Raw genomic sequence first — 21,512 nt, 5'->3', positions numbered from 1 at the left:
GTTTATCCGTTCAGTTTGACGGCCGTGTCGGCCAGCCGTTTGCCCAGCGCGATGGCCAACCGTTTCTCGTCCTCGGTGATGGCCTTTTTGCCATCGAGGCCGGCCCAGTGGCTGGCGCCGTACGGCGTGCCGCCGCTGGCGGTGGTCATCAGTTCGGGATGCGTGTAGGGCAGGCCGAGCACCATCAGGCCATGGTGGAACAGCGGGATCATCATCGACAGCAGCGTCGACTCCTGGCCGCCGTGCAGGCTGCCGGTGGAGGTGAACACGCAGGCCGGCTTGCCCGCCAGCGCGCCGGACAGCCACTGACTGGCGGTGCCGTCCCAGAAATACTTCATCGCCGCTGCCATGTTGCCGAAGCGGGTGGGCGAGCCGACCGCGATGCCGGCGCATTCCGCCAGGTCTTCCGGCTCGACATAGGGGGCGCCGTCGGCCGGTACGTCCGGCTCGGTGGCCTCGGTCACGGTGGACACCGCTGGCACCGTGCGCAGGCGCGCATCGCAGCCCGGCACGCTCTCGATGCCCTGGGCAATCAGCTCCGCCAGCTTGCGGGTGGCGCCGTGGCGGGAATAGTAGAGAACAAGAATAGTCAGATTAGGATGGTTCATCGGCGTTATTATAGGGCGCTTTAGCGGATGGCATCATTGCCACTGTTGTAATACGATAGCGCCCATGTACGAAAAATATCTCCGCCCCGTTTTCTTATACCTCTTCCGCAGCTGCCGCAGCGGCATCCAGACCGTCCGGTCGCTGTCCTGGCCCGAGGTGCGCGACCTGTTCCTGTTCGCGCGCCGGCGCCTGCAGGAAGAGAGCCTGCCGCAGGTGGCCGGCAGCCTGACCTTCACCACCGTGTTCGCGCTGGTGCCGCTGCTGACCATCGCGCTGGCGATTTTCACCACCTTCCCGATGTTTAACACCTTCCGCAGCTCGCTCGAAGCCTACTTCGTGCAGAGCGTGATGCCGAAGACAATCTCCAGCACCATCCTCAATTACCTGACGCTGTTCGCCTCCAAGGCCACGCGGCTGTCGGCGGTGGGCGCGGTAGCGCTGATCTTCACCTCGATCGCGATGATGAACCTGATCGAGCGGGTGTTCAACCGCATCTGGCGCGTGCGCGGCCAGCGCTCGTGGACCAAGCGGATACTCGTGTATTGGGCGCTGGTCACGCTGGGCCCTTTGTTCATCGGCGTGTCGCTGACGATGTCGTCGCAGGTGTTCATGGCCACCAGCGATCTGGTCGGCCATGTGCCGTTCCTTGGCGCGCTGATTTATACGGTGCTGTCGTTCGCGCTGACCATGGCCACCTTCACGCTGCTGTACGTGGCGGTGCCCAACCGCGACGTTGACTGGCACGACGCGGCCTGGGGCGGGCTGGTGGCCGGCCTGGCGTTTGAAATCGCCAAGCGCGGCTTCGCCATCTTCATCACGCAATTTCCGACCTATTCCAAGATTTACGGCGCGCTGGCGGCCATGCCGCTGTTCCTGCTGTGGGTGTACGTGTCGTGGATGATCACCCTGTTCGGCGCCTTGCTGACGGCCGCGCTGCCGGTGGTGAAATACGAGCGCTGGTGGCACGAGGCCCAGCCGGGCGGCGAGTTTGTCGACGCCATGGCGGTGCTGCGGGTCCTGTACGTGGCCTCGAAATGCGGCGATACGGCGCTGGTCAGCGCGGGCCAGATGCGCGAACGCACGCGCCTCGGCTTCGACGAAATGGACAATCTGCTGGAGCGCATGATGGCCGAGGGCTGGGTCGGCCGGGTGCCGGTGGCCACGCCGCCGCGCGTGCAGTGGGGCAAGCGGGTCAGCGACGGCGACAACTGGGTCATCCTGGCCAACACCGAGAAGCTGCTGCTGGCCGACGTCTACCGCCTGTTCGTGTTTGCCGGCATGCCGGTCAACGCCGGCGTGGTGGCGGACGGCGACGATGAGCGCGACCAGCAGGCCGCGCGCGAAGCGGCCCTGCTGGCGCGCGAGGTGGAAACCGCCGTGGAGGCGGGCCTGGGCAAGACCCTGGCCGCGCACTTCGGCCCTATCGACTGCCTATGAAAGCGGCGAGGGCGTCGCTGACGGCGTCCGGCTGTTCGGCCATCATCGCGTGGCCGGCGTCCAGCGTGACGGTTTGGGCGTGCGGCATGGCCTCCGTCAGACGGCGCGCGGCTTTGGGCGGCGTCATCACGTCGCTGGCGCCGAACAGGAACAGGGTGGGGCAGCGCACCGCGCGGGCGGCGGCTTCGCCATGGTCGTAGGCGTTGCAGGCGGCGAGGTCGGTGTGCAGCAGTTGCGCGGGATGGGCGGCCGCCAGGCGGCGCATCAGCTGGCGCAGCGGCTCGGTGTCCGCATGGCCGGGCGCGTGCGACCACTTGGTGACCATGTCGATGGCGCGCGATTCGTCGTTGCGGGCGGTGTCCAGCAGTGTGTCCGCGACTTTCATCGGGAAGGCAGCCCCCAGCAGCGCCAGGTGCGTGACGCGCTGCGGCGCCCTGGCGGCGGCTTCCAGCGCGATCAGGGCGCCCATGCTGTGGCCCGCCAGCGCGGCGTGCCGCACGCCGTCGGCGTCCAGTTTTGCCAGCAGCCAGTCGGCCATCGCGCCGATGCTGGTCAGCGCCGGGCCAGGCGTGGTGCCGTGTCCCGGCAGGTCGATGGCGTGGACGGCATGGTCCAGGTGGGCCAAATGGCGGCGTTGTGCGGCCCACACGGTATGGTCGTTGAGCGCGCCGTGGACAAGAACGATTGCAGGCTGCGGCATTGTCGGTCTCCGGTTTTTGCGGCTATCCTACAGTATTCCCCGGCAACGGTGGCATGTTGTGTTTTGCTTATCCGAAGCGCTGGCTTTTTTGCCGGGCATAGGCTACATTCGCAACAAGGCTCAGAACAATTAGAACTCCCATTCACAGAGCGCACATCAGCGAACAGGACGGCCCAACATGAAAGTCTCCGAAATTCTCCAGGTAAAAGGCTCCATCCTTTACACCATCTCCCCCGATCAACCCCTGGCGGACGCCGCCAACACCATGGCCGAGAAGGATATCGGTTCGCTGGTCGTCATGGAATTTGGCGATCTGGTGGGCATGCTGACCTTCCGCGAAGTGCTGCGCGCGTTGCACGACAATCAAGGCTCGGTGGGCGGCGGCACGGTACGCAAGCACATGGACGACGCGCCGATCACCGTGACCCCGGACACCGAGGTCAACGAAGTGCGCCGCATCATGCTGGAAAAACACGCGCGCTACCTGCCGGTGATGAATGCCAAGACCATACTGGGCGTGATCTCGTTCTACGACGTGGCCCGCGCGGTGCTGGAAGCGCAGAGCTTCGAGAACCGCATGCTGAAAGCCTACATCCGCGACTGGCCGGCCGAAGCAGAGCAAGCCGCCGATTAAACCCAAACCGGGGTCAGTGCCGACATTCGGACATTCGCTCGCACGCGAGCGAATGTCCGAATGTCGGCACTGACCCCGGTGTTTATCAGGCGGCGCCCTCCAAGGCGTCGTTGCTGAGCCAGCTGTCCAGCGCGCTGGCGGTCATGGGCCGGGCGAACAGGAAGCCCTGGGCCAGCGGGCAGCCGAGCGTTTGCAGGATTTGCGCCTGGCGTTCGTCTTCCACCCCTTCCGCGATCACCGCCAGGCCCAGGTTGCGGCCCAGCTGGATCACCATTTCCGCAATGCTGCTGCCGCGCGCCGAGCCAGTGATTTCGGTGACGAAGGCGCGGTCGATCTTCAGGCGGTCGATCTGCAGCCGTTGCAGGTAGGACAGCGACGAGAAGCCGGTGCCAAAGTCGTCAATCGCGATGCTGACGCCGGTCTGCTTGATCTGCCCCAGCATCTTGATCAGCAAATCCGGCTCTTCCATGGCCATCGATTCGGTGATTTCCAGCTCGATGTTCTGCGGCGGCGCGCCGGTGTCTTCCAGCGCGCGCTTCAGCATGTCGAGGAACAGCGGGTGGCGGAACTGCACCTGCGAGACGTTGATCGACATCATGAAATCGTGGTGGCCGGCCTTGCGCAGGTCGACCAGCTCGCGGCAGGCGGTGCGCATCACCCATTCGCCGAGGTCGATGATCAGGCCGGAATACTCGGCAATCGGGATGAAGCGGTCGGGCGAGATGAACTTGCCGTCCGGCGTCTGCCAGCGCAGCAGCGCCTCGGCGCCCACCGGCCGGCGCGTGGCCAGGTCGATCTGCGGCTGGTAGACCACGAACAGCTGGTTCTGGCCAAACGCCGTGCGCAGCGCGTGCATCATGCGCACCCGTTCGCGGATTTCCACCCCCATCGAGCGCGAGAAATAGAAGTGGCCGGCGCGCTGTTGCGATTTGGCGCGCTTCAGCGCGATGTCGGCGTCCTTCAGCGCGTCGGCGCCGCTGCCCTCGTGCTCATTCAGGCGCACCAGGCCCAGCGTGGCGGACAGCTGCACCTCCTGGCCGTCGATGTGGAAGCCGCGCTGGAACAGCGACAGTATGCGCGCCGGATTGACCTGGGCCGAATCGCCCAGCACGCAGAAAATGTCGCCGCCGATGCGGGCCACGGTGACGTTTTCGCCCAGCTCGGTCTGCAGCCGGCCGGCCACCGCCACCAGCAGCAGGTCGCCGAACTGGTGGCCAAGGGCGTCGTTGGTTTCGGCGAAGTGGTCGAGGTCGACCAGCGACAGCGTGGCCTCGTCGCGCGCCGGGCCGGCCAGCGTGGCGTCGAGGATTTCCACCAGCCGCGTGCGGTTGGGCAGCTTGGACAGCTGGTCGTAGAAGGCGGCGTTGTGCAGGTGCGTCACCAGTTCCACGTTGTCCAGGCCGACCGCGACGTTGCTGCAGAACACTTCCAGCAGGCGCTCGTCGATCTCGCTCGGCGCCCGTTTGACTTCCAGGAAGGCGACGAAGTCGCGGCTGGCCTTGCCGGCAAAGTACAGCACCACGTAATCCGGGCCGTAGACGTTGCGCCGCTGGGCCAGCGCCCGCTCCAGCGCGGCGTGGATGCGCGGGTCCTCGCGCACTGTCAGCGTGATGTTGTCGAGGTGGCGGAAGGTGCCGGCGGTGGCCATCACCATCAGCTCGTGGCAGCCGTCGTCGGGGCATTCCTGCACGCACAGCACACCGTTGGCCTCGCAGCCGAGCAGGTCGCCGATCTGCGTCAGCACGCCGGCGGCGAAGTTCTGCACGCCGTGCAGCGTCATCAGCTCGGTGCTGGCCTGGACGATCTGGTTCAGGCCGCGGCGGCTGTCGTTGATCTTGCGGATCTGCTCGTAGGAGCGGATGGCCGCCGTGACCGTGGTGAACAGCTTGATGCGGGTCAGCTCGGACTTGGTCTTGTAATCGTTGATGTCGAAATCGCGGATGGCGTCGATTTCCGGCGCGTAGCCGGGCTGGCCGGTGCGCAGGATGATGCGCACGTCGTGCAGCTTCAGCGTTTCGCGGATGTAACGCACCAGATGCAGGCCGGCGTCGTCCTGTTCCATCACCACGTCCAGCAGGATGACGGCGATTTCCTGCTCGTGCTTGAGCATCTCGCGCGCCTGGCCGGCGGAATAGGCGTGGACGAACTCCAGCGGACGGTGCTGCATGTCCAGGTTGCCGAGCGCAAAGGTGGTGGTCGAATGGACGTCTTCGTCATCATCGATGATCATCACGCGCCACACGTTGCGCGCGCCCGGGGTCGCGGGGGCAGCCGGATGTTCTTCTAAGAATACCAAATCGTCTTGATCATCCTTGGACTGCTCAAGGGGGGTGACCGGTGCGGGCATGTGTAGCTTCTCCAAGATTACTCGGTGTTCTTTGCGTTCAAGTATATAGCGGATTGTCAAAAAGAATGCAGTTTTCCGGCGCTTTCGGCGATGGCGCGTGCGCCGGCGTCCAGGCCGTGTACAACTTACAGCATACTTGTATCAAAAGAATGATATTTTACCAAGCTAAAATTGCTTTGTGGAAATTATTATTGAGGCGGCCCGCCACGGGGCGCTGGCTGGTAGAATAAGGAACTTTCCCCCTTTTTCCGAAGATTCTTTTCCTATGTCCGGCAATACTTTTGGCAAATTGTTCTCTGTAACCACTTTTGGCGAGTCCCACGGTCCTGCGATTGGTTGTGTGATCGATGGCTGTCCGCCCGGGTTGCCGTTGTCGGAAGCCGACATTCAGCCGGAACTGGACCGCCGCAAGCCCGGCACCTCGCGCCACGTCACCCAGCGCCAGGAGTCGGACACGGTGGAGATTCTGTCGGGCGTGTACGAGGGCGTGACCACCGGCACGCCGATCGCGCTGCTGATCCGCAACGAGGACCAGCGCAGCAAGGACTATGGCAACATCGCCGACACTTTCCGTCCCGGCCACGCCGATTACACCTACTGGCACAAATACGGCGTGCGCGATCCGCGCGGCGGCGGCCGCTCGTCGGCGCGCCTGACCGCGCCCGTCGTCGGCGCGGCGGCGATCGCCAAGAAGTGGCTGCACCAGCAGTACGGCACGGTGTTCAGGGGCTGCATGAGCCAGCTGGGCGAGATCGCGGTGCCGTTCCAGGACTTCCAGCACGTGCCGGACAACCCGTTCTTCGCCGCCACCGGCGACGCCGCCGTCATCGCGCGCATGGAGGCCTACATGGACGAGCTGCGCAAGGCCGGCGATTCGATCGGCGCGCGCATCGACGTGGTGGCGCAAAACATCCCGGTCGGCCTCGGCCAGCCGATCTACGACAAGCTGGACGCCGACATCGCTTATGCCATGATGGGCATTAACGCCGTCAAGGGCGTGGAGATCGGCGCCGGCTTCCGGTCGGTGGCGCAGAAGGGCACCGAGCATGGCGACCCGCTGACGCCGCAGGGCTTCGTCGGCAATAACGCCGGCGGCGTGCTGGGCGGCCTGTCGACCGGCCAGGACATCACGGTGTCGATCGCCATCAAGCCGACGTCGTCGATCCGCACGCCGCGGCCGTCGATCGACAAGGCCGGCAATCCGGTGATGGTGGAGACGTTCGGCCGCCACGACCCGTGCGTGGGCATCCGCGCCACGCCGATCGCCGAGGCGATGCTGGCGCTGGTGCTGATCGATCACGCGCTGATGCACCGCGCCCAGTGCGGCGACGTGAAAGTGTCGACGCCAAACATCGCGCTGTAATTGGTTCCCCCACAAGCGCCCGGTTTCGCTGTCTTCCTCTTCTGCTATTACGCCCACGCGGGCACCTGGTCGACCTACGCGACGCTGTTCTTTGCCGACAAGGGCATGACGGTTGCGCAGATCGGCGTGCTGATGTCGATGATCCAGGTGCTGCGCATCGTCGGTCCCAATGTGTGGGGCTATGTGGCCGATCATTACGACCGCCGCGTGCTGGTGCTGCGCATGGCCGGCTTTGCGGCGCTGGCGGGCTTCTCAGGCTTTTTCTTCGGCGCTAGCTTTGGCCACTTCATGCTGGCCATGATCGTCCTCAATCTGTTCACCAGCGGGCAGGCGCCGATCTGCGAGGCGCTGATGCTGTCCGAGATGAAGGGCGACCTCAGTTACTATGGCCGCATCCGCATGTGGGGCTCGATCGGCTTTATCGTGTCGGTGACGCTGGCCTCGGTCGCGCTGGAGCATTACGGCATCGTCACGCTGCCGTGGATCGCGGCCGGGCTGCTGGTGGCCACCATCGCCGCCGCGTTCCGCCTGCGCGACGTGCCGCGCCGCGCGCACCGGGAGGCGCCGCCGCCGTTGCTGCCGCTGCTGCGGCGGCGCGAGGTGATCGCCTTCTTTGCCTCCACCGCGCTGATGGTGGCGGCGCATACCTCGCTGTACACCTTCTATTCGCTGTACCTGGAGCGCCACGGCTACAGCAAGACGCTGATCGGCGCCATGTGGTCGCTGGGCGTGCTGGCCGAGGTGAGCTTGTTCTATTTTCAGGCGTCGCTGTTCCGGCGCTGGGGCGCGATGCGGATGATGTATCTGGCGCTGGGCATCGGCGTGGTGCGCTTCGTGATGATCGGCGCCGGCTCGCGCGAGGTGTGGCTGCTGGTGGTGGCGCAGCTGATGCACGCGGCCACGTTCGCGCTGCATCACTCGTCGTCGGTGATGTCCTTGCAGCGCTGGTTTGCCGGGCCGTTGCAGGCGCGCGGCCAGGCGCTGTACATGAGCATCTCCTACGGCATCGGCGGCTCGCTGGGCGGCCTGTTCCTGGCGCAGTGGTGGGAGCGCGCGGGGGCGGAATCGGTCTATTACGTGGCGGCGGTGCTGGTGGCGCTGTCCGCGGTGGCGGCAACGCTCTCCTTCCGTTGGCAGCGCATCGACCGCCATTAATCCAGCGAGGCTTTGCAGCACCTCAATGCGGCCTGGCAGGGGCGGACGTAGACTGGGCGGATGTCTCATCCGACCGCTCACTATGACTCGCCCTGGAAAACCGCGCTGGCGCATGCTTTCCGCGCCTTCATGGCTTTTTTCTTCGCCGATCTTTGCGCGCAGATCGATTGGTCAAGACGTCCGCGCTCCCGCGACAAGGAGCTGGCGGGCATCGGCTTCGGCACAGGGCCCGGCGGACTGATCGTCGATAAGTTGGTGGAAGTGTTCCTGCTGGATGGCGGCGTGCAATGGGTGCTGATCCACATTGAAGTGCAGGCGCAGCGTGACGCGTTGTTCGCGCGGCGTGTACTCGACTACAACTACCGGATTTTCACCGAGTATCGGCAGCCTGTGGCCAGCCTGGTGTTGCTGGCCGACGATGATCCCCAATGGCGGCCTGAGGCTTTCCACAATCGGGTGCTGGGCACCGTGATGGGCATCTCGTTTGCGACTGCGAAACTGCTGGATTATGCTGGACAACAGGATGAGTTGCTGGCTTCGCACAATCCGTTCGCCTGGATCACGCTGGCGCATGTGCGTACGCAGCAAGCGCGGCGCGATCCGGACGCGATGTACGCCGCCAAGTGGCAACTGACCAAGCTACTGTATCAACATGGCTGGCGCAAGGAGCGCATAATTGTGCTGTTCAAGGTGATGAACTGGATGATGGTTTTGCCTCAGCCGTATCAGGAGCGCTACTGGCAAGCTGTTCTTCAGATGGAGAAGGAGCGCAAAATGGAATGGATCAGTCCGCTGGAACAGTCCTTTATCGACAAAGGGCGAGAGATAGGCCTGAAGCAAGGCTTGGAGCAAGGGCTGGAGCAAGGGCTGGAAAAGGGCCGTAAGGAAGGCGCGGCTTTGGTGCTGGAGCGGCAGTTCGCGCAGCGTTTTGGCCCCTTGTCGCAGACTACTCGCAAAAAGCTGGCGCGCGCGAGTGTCGAGCAGCTTGCGGCCTGGAGCGACGCGCTGCCGCAGGCGCAAACGCTCAAGCAGGTGTTTGGCTAAGGACGAACCCTCAGCGCGTCACCGCTTCCGGCGCCACGCCATGCCGGCGTTCGACGGCGCGGACCACCATGGCGCGCATGTCGTTCAGCAGCGAGAACTCGGTCTGGCTCAGCTGGATCGGCGGGAAGGATTCGTCCCAGTCGCCGTACAGGAAGCCGGCCGGCTGGCCATTGGCCGACAGCGGCAGGATCACGAAACTGCGCGCCTCCGCCAGCGAACTGCGCCACCACAGCGGCAGCTTGGCCGAGAACTTGGCGTCATGCGCGTTCTCGATGAAGATCACGCGGTCGCTGTTCAGCGCCGCATGGAATACGTTCGGCTCATAGGTATCGTCGAACACCATCGACGGCAGCAGCTCCTTCGTGCCCTCGCCGAAGCTGATCTTGGCCGCGTACTTGTTTTCCTTGCGGTTGCGTACAAACGCCACCGCGCGCGAGAAGTCCAGGCCCTTGTAGACCGTCTCCAGCGCGATCTGCACCATCTGGCCGGGGCTGGCGGTGTCCAGCACATCGCGCATGTCGGACAAGCCGCTCAGCAGGATCTTGTTGCCGGCCGCGCGCTGACGCGTCTTGGCCAGCGCCTTGGCGCGGCGCTCGGCCGGGCGCGACAGCGGCGCGATGGTCAGGTCGTTCGCCGCGATCACCTTGGCCTGCTCGATGGCGTGCTGCAGATTCGCCGCTTCCACGCCCAGCATGCCGGCGTAGCTCTCGGTCAGCTGGCGCACCTGCTCGGCGCCCTCCGCATCGTCGTGCCACAGCGATTCGGCGCAGCGCGCGGCCATGGTCGACAGGCCGGCGATCCAGTCGGACGGCGAAATCTCTTCGCCCGGCGCCAGCGGCGCCAGCGTGCGCATGCCGTTCAATAGCGACTTCGGCAACCCCCAGTGCACAGCTGCCGCGTGCCCGACTTCCTCCAGGCTCAGGCCCAGCAACTCCGGCGCCACCGCCTCCACCGAGCGCGCCGACTGGTCGGCCAGCCGCTGCAGCTCGTTCCAGCGCTCCGGCATGTAGAAGGTCAGCATCATGCGGCCCAGCGTGTGCAGCATCGAACACACCACGGCTTCCTCGCCATGGCGGCTCTCGGCGCTGTAGGCGATCTGCTGCGCCACCAGCCCGGCCAGCACCGCTTTTTCCATCTCGATGTGGGCGATGGTGGTGTCGGTGGAACCGGCCGCCAGTTCTTCAATCAGTTTCAGCCCCAGCGCCAGATGGCCGATGGCTTCCGTGCCCAGCACCAGCACCGCCTTCGACACCGTGTTCACATGCTGGCCAAACGCCGAGTACATGCCGCTGTTGGCCAGCCGCAGCACCTTCTGCGTCAGCACCGGGTCGGACAGCACGGTGCGGGTCATGTTGAATTCCTGCTCGTCCTCGCCGCGCATGGCGCCGAGGATGGCGGTGATGGCCTTGGCGAAGCCGGGCATGTCGCCGCGCCGGCGGGTGCAATCGCCCAGCTCGGACAGCGTCTTGTTGCCGAGCGCCGTACTGGCCTTGTAGCTGTTGTTCATGGATGCACCTGCCGCAGTTCGGCCGGCACCACCTTGGCGTGGATGCTTTCCTTCAGCGCCGCCAACGCCACGTTGGCGGCCATCGGCTTGCCGGTCAGGTAGCCTTGGATGTACTGGCAGCCGCGCTGCTCCAGGTACTGCAACTGCTCCTCGGTTTCCACGCCTTCCGCCACTACCGACAGGTCGAGGTGCTTGGCCAGGTCCAGCACGGCGTTGCAGATGGCGCCATCCTTCTGCGAGCCGGGCAGGTCGCGGATGAAGGTGCGGTCGATCTTCAGCACCGAGATCGGGAAGCGCTTCAGGTAGGCGAGAGAGGAATAGCCGGTGCCGAAATCGTCAATCGCGATGCGCGCCTTGCGTTCAGCCATTTTGGACAGGATGGACTCGGCATGCACCGGGTCGATCATCAGTGTGCCTTCTGTGATTTCTAACACCAATTGCTCACCAAGCAGGCCGGAGAAAGCGATCGCGTCATCCAGCACATCCAAGAATTTATCGTTGCGGAATTGTCGGGGACTGATATTAACAGAGATGTACAAACTGCGCTTGGCCACCTCCTCGAACTGCTTCAGCTGCACGCAGGCGGCCTTCAGCGCCCACGCCCCCAGCAGGTTGATCAGGCCATTGGTCTCGGCAATCGGGATGAAGCGCGCCGGCGGCACCATGCCCAGCGTCGGATGCTTCCAGCGCATCAGCGTCTCGAAGCCCTGGATCTCGCGCGTGTGGGCGTCGACGATGGGCTGGTAGTACAGCAGGAATTCGCCTTCGCGCACCGCCTGGAACATGGCCGCTTCCAGCGAGATGTCGTGCTGCGGCGGCCCGGCCAGTTCCTGGCTGTAGACCACCGCGCGCGCCTTGCCGGTTTCCTTGGCGCGCGACATGGCGGCGTCGGCCAGCGCCAGCAGGCGGATCTCGTCCTCGCCGTGCTGCGGATAGACCGACACGCCGACCGAGGCGCCGATGTAGATGGTGTGGGAGTCGATTTCAAACGGCGACTGCAGCGTGGCGATCAGGCGGCCGGTCACCAGCTTGATCTGCGCTTCGGTGGCGGTGCCGGGCAGGATGGCGACGAACTCGTCGCCGCCCACGCGCGCCAGCGTGTCGCTGTCGCGCAGAGTCTTGCGCAGGCGCTGCGCGGCCAGGCGCAGCAGGGCGTCGCCGATCGGGTGGCCGAGGCCGTCGTTGACCTTCTTGAAGCCGTCCAGGCCGATGGAGGCGACGGCAAAGCCCTGGCCCGAGCGGCGCGCGTGGGCGATCACCATGCGCATGCGGTCGGACAGCAGCAGGCGGTTGGGCAGCTCGGTCAGCGCGTCGTGCGTGGCCATGTGGCGCAGGCGTTCTTCGGTGGCGTGCTGCACCGTCATGTCGCGGCCGACCACCAGCAGCTCCGGCTCGCCGTTGGCGCCGGTGTAGCGGGAGACGCGCAGTTCGTGCCAGATTTCGATGTCGGCGGTCTTGATGCGCGCTTCCAGCAGGCGCGGGGCGCGTGTCTCCAGCACGGCCGCCAGCACCGGCGCCAGCAGCGGCTGGTCGGCGTCGGCCAGCAGCCTGACCAGCGCCATGCCCTCCAGCGGCGCGGCGTTGCCGATGCGGGCATGCGCGCGCTGGCTGGCAAACAGCAGCTGGCCGAGCGGGTTCAAGCGGAACACAACATCACCAGCCTCTTGCAAGAGGTCATCCAATTCATGACGCGGCTGGGGCAGAACACTGGTTGGCATCGCGAAGATCTATTCTTTCAATTTATGCATGTAACTGTTTGGTGGCGCAAATCTTGCAAAACCAGAACGCAATGTATCACCGATGCCCGTGAAATTACATGAAAAAAGACAACATTCATGCGACTTTTGAAGAAATCTGTTGAGTTCGTCCCCAAAACCGCTGTCCAGAGTGAAAAACCGCCTTAACGCAGCGCCCGATTGATGGCTGTTTGACAAAAGTAGCGGCTCTCGATGCGCAGCGCGTTGTCGAAGTCCACCCGCAGTCCCTCGACCATCGCGCACAGGATGGCTTCCGCCGCCGGATGGGGACCGCCGGCGCGCTGGCGCAGCTGGGCCGGCGCGGTCTGCAGCAGGGCCCGCAGCGGCGCGGAGTCGAGTTCGCCGCCGGGCAGCCGGTACTGGCGCGTCCGCCACGGCTGGCGCGCGGCGCCGCCCTGGACGGCGGCGGCCAGCCGCGCCAGTTCCGCCTCGTCGGCGGCGACGGCGTGCAGCAGCCCCGCCTGTTGTGCCATGCCGGCATCCAGCACGGCGCCTTCCAGCAGCAGCGGCATGGCCGCGCGCAAGCCGGCCAGGCGCACGGCGCGGGCGATTTCGCCGCCCACCGGCGCCAATCCCTGCCGCACTTGCGGCAGGCTGAGGCGCACGTCGCGCTGGCCGATGCGGCGGTGGCAGGCCAGCGCCAGCCCCAGCGCATGGCCGCTGACCTCTCCCGCCAGGGTGGCGATGACGGGCAGGCCAAGCGTTTCCAGCCGCTGCAGCAGCGCGTTGTAGGCGTCCAGCATGTGCATGCAGTCGCCGGCCTGGGCGGGCGTCAGCGCCATCAGGTGTTCCAGCTCGTGGCTGGTGGCGCCGGCTTCGGCATCAAAGCCGAGGATGACCGCCGACAGCTGGCCGCGCCGGGCCGCCAGCTGTTCCAGCAGCGCTGCCAGTTCGCGCTGGAACAGCCGGCTCAGCGGATTGATGGCGCGCGCGGCCAGCACCACGCTGACGACGGTGCCGTTGTGGCGGGTGGTGATCATGCTCACACCCGTTCGATGATGGTGGCCACGCCCATGCCGGCGCCGGTGCACAGCGCCGCCAGGCCGCGCCGCAGGCGCCGGTGGTCGAGCGCGTCAAGCAGCGTCGCCAGCAGCATGGCGCCGCCGGCGCCCAGCGGATCGCCCAGCGCGATGGCGCCGCCGTGGAGGTTGACCTTGTCGGCCGCGATCTCCAGTTCGCGCACGCAGCGCAGCACGGCGGCGGCGCAGGTTTCGCCGATTTCAAACAGGTCGATCTGGTGGACCGACAGCCCGGCGTGGCGCAGCGCCTTGCGCGCGGCCGCTGCGGCGCCGGCCAGCATCAGTGTCGGATCGCTGCCGGTCACGGCCGCCGCGACGATGCGGGCGCGCGGCGCGATGCCCAGCCGCGCCCCGGCCGCCGCGTTGCCGATCAGGGCCAGCGCGGCGCCATCGGCGGCGCAGGCGGTGTTGCCGCTCGTGTGCAGATGGCGGATCTGCCGCAGTTGCGGGTGGCGGGCCAACGCCACGCTGTCGAAGCCGGCCGATTCCGGCGTGTCGAAGGCGGGCCGCAGGCCGGCCAGCGCCGCGATGCTGGTGGCGGGCTTCAGGCATTCGTCGTGGTCCAGGATCAGCACGCCGTTCTGGTCGCGCACCGGCACCAGGGCGGCACAGCTGGCAGCGGCCGCCAGTTGCTGCGAGCGCAGCGCCCAGCCGTCCAACTGCTCGCGCGGGTAGCCATCAAGCGTGGCCAGCAGATCGGCGCTGACGCCGGCCGGCACATAGCCGGTGCGCAAACTGGTGGCCGGGTCCAGCGACCAGGCGCCGCCGTCCGCGCCCGGCGCCACGCGCGACATCGATTCGACGCCGCCGGCCACCACCAGGTCTTCCCAGCCGGAGCGGACTTTCTGCGCGGCCAGGTTGATCGCGTCCAGCCCGCCGCCGCCGAAGCGGTGCAGCTGGACGCCGGCCGCTTTCCAGTCCCAGCCGGCGGCCAGCGCGGCGATGCGCGCCAGGTCGGCGCCCTGGTCGCCCACCGGGGTGGCGCAGCCGAGCAGCACGTCGTCGACGAGCGCGGTATCGAGCTGGTGGCGCTCGCGCAGCTCGCGCATCAGCCCGGTGACCAGCGCGATCGGCTTGACGCTGTGCAGGCTGCCCTCCGGCGTGCCGCGTCCGCAGGGCGTTCGCAACGCCTCGTAAAGATAGGCCTCGCTCATGGAAACTCCTTTTGAGTATGCTAGTCTGAGCATTGTTCAAGAAAACTTCCAACAACGATTTGAACGGAGACAAAATGCAGCCTTTCGAGACCCACGAAGTGCGCAATACTGTTGCGCCGTTTGAGAACATCAACCTGTTCGCGGCCGATCCGGCGCTGCAGGAAGCGCTGGTGCGCGAGGGCGGCGCGGACGCGGTCGCCTCGCTGCAGGCGCTGGGCGCCGAGTTGGGCCGGGCGGACACGCTGGACCTGGCGCGGCTGGCCAACCTCTACGGCCCCAGCCTGCATAATTTCGACCGCGCAGGACGCCGCATTGACGAGGTGGAATTCCATCCGGCCTGGCACCGGCTGATGGAACTGCTGATCAGCCACGGCGCGCACGCGTCGCCATGGCAGGGCGGCGCCGGTGCCCAGGTGGCGCGCGCGGCCCGCTACCTGCTGTTCGGCCAGGTGGAAAACGGTTCGCAGTGCCCGGTGACCATGACGTATGCCTCGGTGCCGGCGCTCAGGCAAGCGCCGCGCATCGCGCTGAAATGGCTGCCGAAAATCCTCTCCAACGCATACGATCCGCGCTCGCTGCCGATCGAGCAGAAGCACGGCGCGCTGATCGGCATGGGCATGACCGAGAAGCAGGGCGGGTCGGACGTGCGCACCAATACCACCCGCGCCGCGCCGGTGCCGCCGTCGGAGGCGCGCGCGCTGTTCGGCGAGGAGGGCGAGGAGGTGTTCCGCATCGTCGGCCACAAGTGGTTTTTCTCGGCGCCGCAAAGCGATGCCCACCTGATCCTGGCGCAGACTGACAGCGAAGGCAGCGCCGGCCTGTCGTGCTTCTTCCTGCCGCGCTACCTGCCCAATGGCGAGCGCAACGCCATCCGCGTGCAGCGCCTCAAGGACAAGGTCGGCAACCGCTCGAACGCGTCGTCGGAAGTGGAGTTCACCGGCGCCTACGGCTGGCTGATCGGCAAGGCCGGGCGCGGCATCCCGACCATCCTGGAAATGGGCAGCCACACCCGGCTCGATTGCGTGCTCGGTAGTGCCGGCGCGATGCGGGCGGCGCTGACCCATGCGCTGCACCACGCGCGTCGCCGCGTGGCGTTCGGCCGCCCGCTGGCCGAGCAGCCGCTGATGCAAAACGTGTTGGCCGACCTGGCGCTGGAATCCGAGGCCGCCACCGTGTTCGCCATGCGGCTGGCGCGCTGCTTCGACGAGTCCGCCGACCCGGCGCAGGCCATGCTGGCGCGGGTGCTGACGCCGGCCGGCAAATACTGGATCTGCAAGCGCGGCCCGGCCTTCGGCGCCGAGGCGATGGAGGTGATCGGCGGCAGCGGCTATGTCGAGGACGGTCCGCTGGCGCGCCTGTACCGCGAACTGCCGGTGAATTCGATCTGGGAGGGCTCGGGCAACGTGATGTGCCTGGACCTGCTGCGCGCGTTGAGCAAGTCCCCGGAAGCGCTGGAGGCGCTGGCGGCCGAGCTGGCCAAGGCCGGCAACAGCGATACCTTCTTCGTCGCCTACCGCAGCACCTTGCTGGCCGACCTGGCGCAACAGCAGCAGCCGGACGAGTTCGGCGCCCGCGTGCGCGCCGAGCGGGTGGTGCTGGCGGTGCAGGCGGCGCTGCTGCTGCGCCACGCGCCGGCATACGTGTCGTCGGCCTTCATCGCCTCGCGCCTGAAACGCGAGCCGGGCGGCGCCTACGGACGGCTGCCGTCGGGCGTGGACTGCGCGGCGATCCTGGCGCGGGCATTGGTGGAATAGGCGGCCGGGCTTGTATAATTCGGCTATAACTATCTGAACCAGAGCTACCCGATGAAACAAGATCCGCGTTTTCCTAACCTGTTCATTACCGACCATCCGCTGATCCAGCACAAACTGAGCCACATGCGCTCGAAGGATACGTCGACCCGCACCTTCCGCGACCTGCTCAAGGAAATCACGCTGCTGATGGGTTACGAAATCACGCGCGACCTGCCGCTGACCACGCGCACCATCGAAACCCCGCTGACCACCATCGACGCCCCGGTGATCGCCGGCCGCAAGCTGGCGGTGGTGCCCATCCTGCGCGCCGGCATCGGTATGAGCGACGGCCTGCTGGACCTGGTGCCGTCGGCCCGCGTTGGCCACATCGGCGTGTTCCGCGACCCGGAAACCCACCAGCCGGTGGAATACCTGGTGCGCCTGCCGGACACCGCCGAGCGCACCTTCATCCTGTGCGACCCGATGGTGGCGACCGGCAATTCGGCCGTGCACGCGGTGGACGTGCTGAAAAAACGCGGCGTCGGCGACGACCAGATCATCTTCCTGGCGCTGGTGGCGGCGCCGGAAGGCATCGAGGTGTTCCAGAAATCGCACCCGAACGTGAAGATCTACTGCGCCTCGCTGGACTCCCACCTGAACGACCACGCTTACATCGTGCCGGGCCTGGGCGACGCCGGCGACCGCATCTTCGGGACCAAATAAGATGGCGACGCCGGTCGATCCCGATTTCCGCGCCCGCCTGGCCGCGCTGAACGAAAAATTTGCCGCCACCGTGCCCGGCACGCTGGCCAAGATCCGCGCCGCGCTGGACGCATGCCTGGCCGACAGCGACCAGCCCGCGCAGGCCGCGCTGCACCAGTTGCACGAGGTGCTGCACGGCGTGGCGGGATCGGCCGGCACCTTTGGCTACGCCGTGTTTGGACAGGAGTCGCGCCGCGTCGAGCAGATGGTGCGCGCGGTGCTGGCCGGCAGTGCCGCCTGGCCGCCGGTGGTGCCGGAAGTGGAGAAATTGCTGGCCTGGGCGTTGCGCGACGCCAAGGCCGCTACCTTCGATTGAAACGTGCGCTTGATCTACCTCAAAACCTATACGATTTAGTTGTCTATAGTGACATTTACGGGCCCACGCGAGGGTTTTCTACCAAAAAATGCGGCGCAATGCATTTATTTTCGTGAAAACGTGCTTTTCTCTCGTAAATGGGTATAATGCGACATCGTTTAGATTCAAGAGTAGTACGGTTTGTATTTCTTGCCTCAAAAACGATATCACGGGCGCAAGCCCAAATTAACTGAAATAGGAATTGTAATGGCAACTGGTATCGTAAAATGGTTCAATGACTCGAAGGGTTTCGGCTTTATCACCCCTGACGAAGGCGGCGAAGATCTGTTCGCTCACTTCTCGGCGATTCAGTCGGCTGGCTTCAAGTCGCTGCAAGAGAACCAACGCGTTTCTTTCGAAGTAACTGCCGGCCCTAAAGGCAAGCAAGCTTCGAACATTCAGCCGCTGTAATACGCTGGATCTAACGATCAAGAAATCCTCGGTACCCGAGGATTTTTTTTTATCTGTTCACTTTGCGCCAGTAGTCCGGCTGGGCGTAGGTGTGGCGCAGGAAATCCACAAACGCGCGGATCCGTAGCGGCAAATGGCGGCGCTGCGCAAACACCGCGTAAATATCGTTGCCCGGCGCGGCGTAGCCGTCGAGCACCGTCTGCAGCTTGCCGGCTTCAATCGCGCTGCCCACTTCCCACATCGAACGCCACGCCAGGCCTTTGCCGGCCAGCGCCCATTCGTGCAGCACCTGGCCGTCGTTGCAGGCCATGTTGCCGTTCACCTTCAGCACCACGTTCTTGTCGCCTTCGCGGAAGGTCCAGCCGCGCTGGCTGCCCTCGCTGCTGATGGCCAGGCAGTTGTGTTTGGCCAGGTCGGCCAGCGTTTTCGGTTCGCCGTGGCGCTTGAGGTAGGCGGGCGCGCCCACCACCACGCGCTCGTTGTCGGCCAGCTTGACGCTGACCAGGTTGGAATCCGACAGGCTGGCGATGCGGATCGCCACATCGATGCCTTCGCCAACGATGTCGACCACGCGGTCGCTCATGTTCAGCGTGACCGTGACGTCGCGGTGCTCGGCCAGGAAGGAGGGCAGCAGCGGCGCCACGTGCTGGCGGCCGAAGCCGGCCGGCGCCGAGATCATCAGGTGGCCGGTGGCGTGCGCACTGCGCTCCGCCACGGCCGACTCCGCCTGCTCCAGCTCGGCCAGGATGCGCTGGCAATCTTCGAGGAAGGCGGCGCCCTCGTCAGTCAGCGCCAGCTTGCGCGTGGTGCGTTGCAGCAGCTTGACGCCCAGCCGCGCCTCCAGCGCATCCAGCCGGCGTCCGATCATGGCCGGCGCGATGCCCTCGGCGCGCGCTGCCGCCGACAAGCTGCCTCGTGCGACCACCTCGACAAAGGTGGAAATCTGCCTGAACTGCCCCATAAATTTTTGTCTCCGTCACTTTTTACAAAAACGCATAGATGAAGTGATTTTTAGTCTTGTTTGCATAACTATCGAGTGAATATACTTTATAAAAACACCGCATTGCAACAAGCTTATAATGACATCGATTCGTTAATATTTTTTTACGGAGACCAGCGTATGACCACCATCCCCCTGCCAGCAGGCATGCACATCACCGGCGACATCAAACCGGGCTACGAAACCATACTCACGCCGGACGCCCTGGCGCTGGTGGCCAAACTGAGCCGCGAATTTGAGGCGCGCCGCCAGCAATTGCTGGCCGTCCGTGTCGAGCGCGCCAAAAAGCTGGACGCCGGCGAGCGCCCCGACTTCCTGCCCGAAACCGCGCACATCCGCAGCGGCGACTGGAAGATCGCGCCGATTCCCAAGGCGCTGGAATGCCGCCGCGTGGAAATCACCGGTCCGGTCGAGCGCAAGATGGTGATCAACGCCCTGAACTCGGGCGCGGACAGCTACATGACCGACTTCGAGGACTCCAACACGCCCAACTGGGACAACCAGATCACCGGCCAGATCAACATGAAGGACGCCGTGCGCGGCACTATCGCGCTGGAACAGAACGGCAAGTCCTACAAGCTGAACGACAAGGTCGCCACGCTGGTGGTGCGTCCGCGCGGCTGGCACCTGGATGAGAAACACGTGCTGGTGGACGGCAAGCGCATCTCGGGCGGCATCTTCGACTTTGCCCTGTTCATGTTCCACAACGCCAAGGAACAACTGGCGCGCGGCGCCGGCCCGTACTTCTACCTGCCGAAAATGGAATCGCACCTGGAAGCGCGCCTGTGGAACGACATCTTCGTGATGACGCAGCAGGAACTGGGCCTGCCGCAAGGCACCATCAAGGCCACCGTGCTGATCGAAACCATCCTGGCCGCGTTCGAGATGGACGAAATCCTGTACGAGCTGCGCGAGCACAGCGCGGGCCTGAACGCGGGCCGCTGGGATTACATTTTCTCGTGCATCAAAAAGTTCAAGCTGGACAAGGACTTCTGCCTGGCCGACCGCGCCAAGGTGACGATGACCGCACCGTTCATGCGTGCCTACGCCTTGCTGCTGCTGAAGACCTGCCACAAGCGCAACGCGCCGGCCATCGGCGGCATGGCCGCGCTGATCCCGATCAAGAACGATCCGGAGAAAAACGAGATTGCCATGGGCGGCGTGCGCAACGACAAGGCGCGCGACGCCACCGACGGCTACGACGGCGGCTGGGTCGCGCACCCGGGCCTGGTCGACCTGGCGATGGCCGAATTCAAGAAGGTGCTGGGCGATAAGCCGAACCAGATCGACAAGCAGCGGCCCGACGTGGACGTGAGCGCCGCGCAGCTGCTGGACTTCAAGCCGGAAACGCCGATCACCGAGGCCGGCCTGCGCTACAACATCAACGTCGGCATCCACTACCTGGGCGCCTGGCTGACCGGCAACGGCTGTGTGCCGATCCACAATCTGATGGAAGACGCGGCCACGGCGGAAATCAGCCGCTCGCAAGTGTGGCAGTGGATCCGCTCGGACAAGGGCGTGCTGGACGATGGCCGCAAGGTCACCGCCGACATGGTGCGCGCGATGATTCCGGAGGAGCTGGCTAAGGTGCAGGCCGCCGCGCCCGGCGGCGACGGCCCGACCTACCCACGGGCGGCGCAAATCTTCGAGCAGATGTCGACCTCGGCGGCGTTTGAGGAATTCCTCACGCTGCCGCTGTACGAAGAAATCTAAGCCTTAGAAGTCGTTCTTCCACAAGCGCAGCGCGGTGAAGGTCGCCAGCGGCGTATCGATGCGATCGAGACGCCCGGCCTTCACCAGTTGCTCGGCTATCGCCGGCTCGCGATAACGCAGGAACGGGTTGGTGGCCTTTTCGATGCCGATGGTGCTGGGCACGGTCGGCACATCGTGCTCGCGCTTGTCGGTTTCCACCTTGACGCGCTCCTGCAGCGCCACATTGTCCGGCTCCACCACGCGCGCGAAGCGCAGGTTGGACAGCGTGTACTCGTGCGCGCAATACACCAGCGTGGCATCCGGCAGCGCCGCCAGCTTGCCCAGCGAACTGATCATCTGCGCCGGCGTCCCTTCGAACAGCCGGCCGCAGCCGCCGGCAAACAGCGTATCGCCGCAGAACAGCCAGGTTGGCGCATCGTCGGCCGCCTCGCGCACGTAGGCGATATGGCCCATCGTGTGGCCGGGCACATCCAGCACCGACAGTTTGAGCGCCAGGCCCGGCACATCGATGATCTTGCCTTCGCCCACCGGCAAGGTGACGGCGGCGATGGTCTCGTTGCGCGGACCGAAAACGGGAACCTGATAATGCTGTAATAATTCAGGAACGCCGCCAATATGGTCAGCATGGTGATGGGTGAGTAGAATGGCGGTGAGCTTGAGCCCGTGAGCCTTGAGCGCCGCCAGGATCGGTTTGGCGTCGCCGGGGTCGACTACCGCGGCATGTGTGCCATCATGTATCAACCACAGATAATTGTCGCGGAATGCGGGAACCGTTAGAACACTGAGAGCTTGAGTAGAAGATATGGTCATTG

19 protein-coding genes are annotated in these 21,512 nt (G+C 65.3%); 10 read left to right on the top strand and 9 right to left on the bottom strand.

Features of this window, described 5'->3' with window-relative positions; translation table 11 throughout:
• Positions 1-2: 2 nt before the first annotated feature.
• Positions 3-608: an NAD(P)H:quinone oxidoreductase gene (gene wrbA / locus FHW58_RS07655; RefSeq protein ID WP_179672450.1), complete on the bottom strand. Its 606-nt coding sequence runs from the start codon at positions 606-608 to the stop codon at positions 3-5.
• Between the two features lie 64 nt (positions 609-672).
• Here wrbA and FHW58_RS07650 point away from each other — a divergent pair, with 64 nt between their 5' ends.
• Positions 673-2,046: a YihY family inner membrane protein gene (locus FHW58_RS07650; protein ID WP_179672449.1), complete on the top strand. Its 1,374-nt coding sequence runs from the start codon at positions 673-675 to the stop codon at positions 2,044-2,046.
• Here the strand turns inward: FHW58_RS07650 and FHW58_RS07645 are convergent.
• Entirely contained in the window at positions 2,030-2,746 is a 717-nt protein-coding gene (locus FHW58_RS07645) for an alpha/beta fold hydrolase (RefSeq protein ID WP_179672448.1), read from the bottom strand. The genes FHW58_RS07650 and FHW58_RS07645 overlap by 17 nt on opposite strands.
• Before the next feature lie 178 nt (positions 2,747-2,924).
• On the opposite strand from FHW58_RS07645, the gene FHW58_RS07640 reads away from it, so the two are divergent.
• On the top strand, positions 2,925-3,380 hold the full coding sequence (locus tag FHW58_RS07640) for a CBS domain-containing protein (RefSeq protein ID WP_179672447.1): 456 nt from the start codon (positions 2,925-2,927) through the stop codon (positions 3,378-3,380).
• A gap of 85 nt (positions 3,381-3,465) precedes the next feature.
• Here the strand turns inward: FHW58_RS07640 and FHW58_RS07635 are convergent, their stop codons facing one another.
• Positions 3,466-5,727 carry an EAL domain-containing protein gene (locus FHW58_RS07635; protein ID WP_179672446.1) on the bottom strand — a complete coding sequence of 754 codons (2,262 nt, stop codon included), beginning with the start codon at positions 5,725-5,727 and terminating at the stop codon, positions 3,466-3,468.
• A gap of 265 nt (positions 5,728-5,992) precedes the next feature.
• Here FHW58_RS07635 and aroC point away from each other — a divergent pair, with 265 nt between their 5' ends.
• From aroC to FHW58_RS07620, 3 genes are read left to right on the top strand one after another with little or no spacing between them, the layout of a single operon-like run.
• A complete protein-coding gene (gene aroC / locus FHW58_RS07630) occupies positions 5,993-7,090 on the top strand; it encodes a chorismate synthase (RefSeq protein ID WP_179672445.1) in 1,098 nt (365 codons plus the stop codon).
• The gene (locus FHW58_RS07625; protein ID WP_179672444.1) at positions 7,091-8,245 is read left to right on the top strand and encodes an MFS transporter; all 1,155 of its coding nucleotides are present in this window, start codon (positions 7,091-7,093) and stop codon (positions 8,243-8,245) included.
• 60 nt (positions 8,246-8,305) lie between these two features.
• Positions 8,306-9,289, top strand: coding sequence for a cytosolic protein (locus tag FHW58_RS07620; protein ID WP_179672443.1), 984 nt, complete (start codon positions 8,306-8,308; stop codon positions 9,287-9,289).
• A 10-nt stretch (positions 9,290-9,299) separates the two neighbouring features.
• Here the strand turns inward: FHW58_RS07620 and FHW58_RS07615 are convergent, their stop codons facing one another.
• The 4 genes from FHW58_RS07615 to FHW58_RS07600 all read right to left on the bottom strand — a co-directional run bounded on the left by FHW58_RS07615 (position 9,300) and on the right by FHW58_RS07600 (position 14,726).
• Positions 9,300-10,796, bottom strand: coding sequence for an HDOD domain-containing protein (locus tag FHW58_RS07615; RefSeq protein ID WP_179672442.1), 1,497 nt, complete (start codon positions 10,794-10,796; stop codon positions 9,300-9,302).
• Positions 10,793-12,514 carry a bifunctional diguanylate cyclase/phosphodiesterase gene (locus FHW58_RS07610; RefSeq protein WP_179672441.1) on the bottom strand — a complete coding sequence of 574 codons (1,722 nt, stop codon included), beginning with the start codon at positions 12,512-12,514 and terminating at the stop codon, positions 10,793-10,795. The genes FHW58_RS07615 and FHW58_RS07610 overlap by 4 nt, the downstream gene beginning before the upstream one ends.
• A 182-nt stretch (positions 12,515-12,696) precedes the next feature.
• Positions 12,697-13,533 (bottom strand): enoyl-CoA hydratase-related protein, encoded by an 837-nt coding sequence (locus FHW58_RS07605; protein WP_179672440.1) that lies wholly within the window; start codon positions 13,531-13,533, stop codon positions 12,697-12,699.
• Between the two features lie 2 nt (positions 13,534-13,535).
• On the bottom strand, positions 13,536-14,726 hold the full coding sequence (locus FHW58_RS07600; RefSeq protein WP_179672439.1) for an acetyl-CoA C-acetyltransferase: 1,191 nt from the start codon (positions 14,724-14,726) through the stop codon (positions 13,536-13,538).
• A gap of 74 nt (positions 14,727-14,800) precedes the next feature.
• Here FHW58_RS07600 and FHW58_RS07595 point away from each other — a divergent pair, with 74 nt between their 5' ends.
• The 4 genes from FHW58_RS07595 to FHW58_RS07580 all read left to right on the top strand — a co-directional run bounded on the left by FHW58_RS07595 (position 14,801) and on the right by FHW58_RS07580 (position 17,987).
• Positions 14,801-16,480 carry an isovaleryl-CoA dehydrogenase gene (locus tag FHW58_RS07595; RefSeq protein ID WP_179672438.1) on the top strand — a complete coding sequence of 560 codons (1,680 nt, stop codon included), beginning with the start codon at positions 14,801-14,803 and terminating at the stop codon, positions 16,478-16,480.
• A gap of 51 nt (positions 16,481-16,531) precedes the next feature.
• On the top strand, positions 16,532-17,182 hold the full coding sequence (gene upp, locus FHW58_RS07590) for a uracil phosphoribosyltransferase (protein ID WP_179672437.1): 651 nt from the start codon (positions 16,532-16,534) through the stop codon (positions 17,180-17,182).
• Between the two features lies 1 nt (position 17,183).
• Positions 17,184-17,537 carry an Hpt domain-containing protein gene (locus FHW58_RS07585; protein ID WP_179672436.1) on the top strand — a complete coding sequence of 118 codons (354 nt, stop codon included), beginning with the start codon at positions 17,184-17,186 and terminating at the stop codon, positions 17,535-17,537.
• A gap of 246 nt (positions 17,538-17,783) precedes the next feature.
• Entirely contained in the window at positions 17,784-17,987 is a 204-nt protein-coding gene (locus FHW58_RS07580) for a cold-shock protein (protein WP_008448165.1), read from the top strand.
• Positions 17,988-18,036: 49 nt separating this feature from the next.
• Here the strand turns inward: FHW58_RS07580 and FHW58_RS07575 are convergent, their stop codons facing one another.
• A complete protein-coding gene (locus FHW58_RS07575; RefSeq protein ID WP_179672435.1) occupies positions 18,037-18,948 on the bottom strand; it encodes a LysR family transcriptional regulator in 912 nt (303 codons plus the stop codon).
• A 159-nt stretch (positions 18,949-19,107) separates the two neighbouring features.
• Between FHW58_RS07575 and aceB the strand changes: the two genes are divergently transcribed.
• On the top strand, positions 19,108-20,700 hold the full coding sequence (gene aceB / locus FHW58_RS07570) for a malate synthase A (protein WP_179672434.1): 1,593 nt from the start codon (positions 19,108-19,110) through the stop codon (positions 20,698-20,700).
• 3 nt (positions 20,701-20,703) lie between these two features.
• Here aceB and gloB read toward each other — a convergent pair whose 3' ends face one another.
• Positions 20,704-21,510, bottom strand: a complete 807-nt coding sequence (gene gloB / locus FHW58_RS07565) for a hydroxyacylglutathione hydrolase (protein WP_179672433.1) — start codon at positions 21,508-21,510, stop codon at positions 20,704-20,706.
• Positions 21,511-21,512: the final 2 nt, after the last annotated feature.

This window comes from Duganella sp. 1224, assembly GCF_013408245.1.
Classification (GTDB): domain Bacteria; phylum Pseudomonadota; class Gammaproteobacteria; order Burkholderiales; family Burkholderiaceae_D; genus Rugamonas.
The sequence above is the reverse complement of the archived record's forward strand: the minus strand, read 5'-3'. Positions and strand labels throughout refer to the sequence as shown.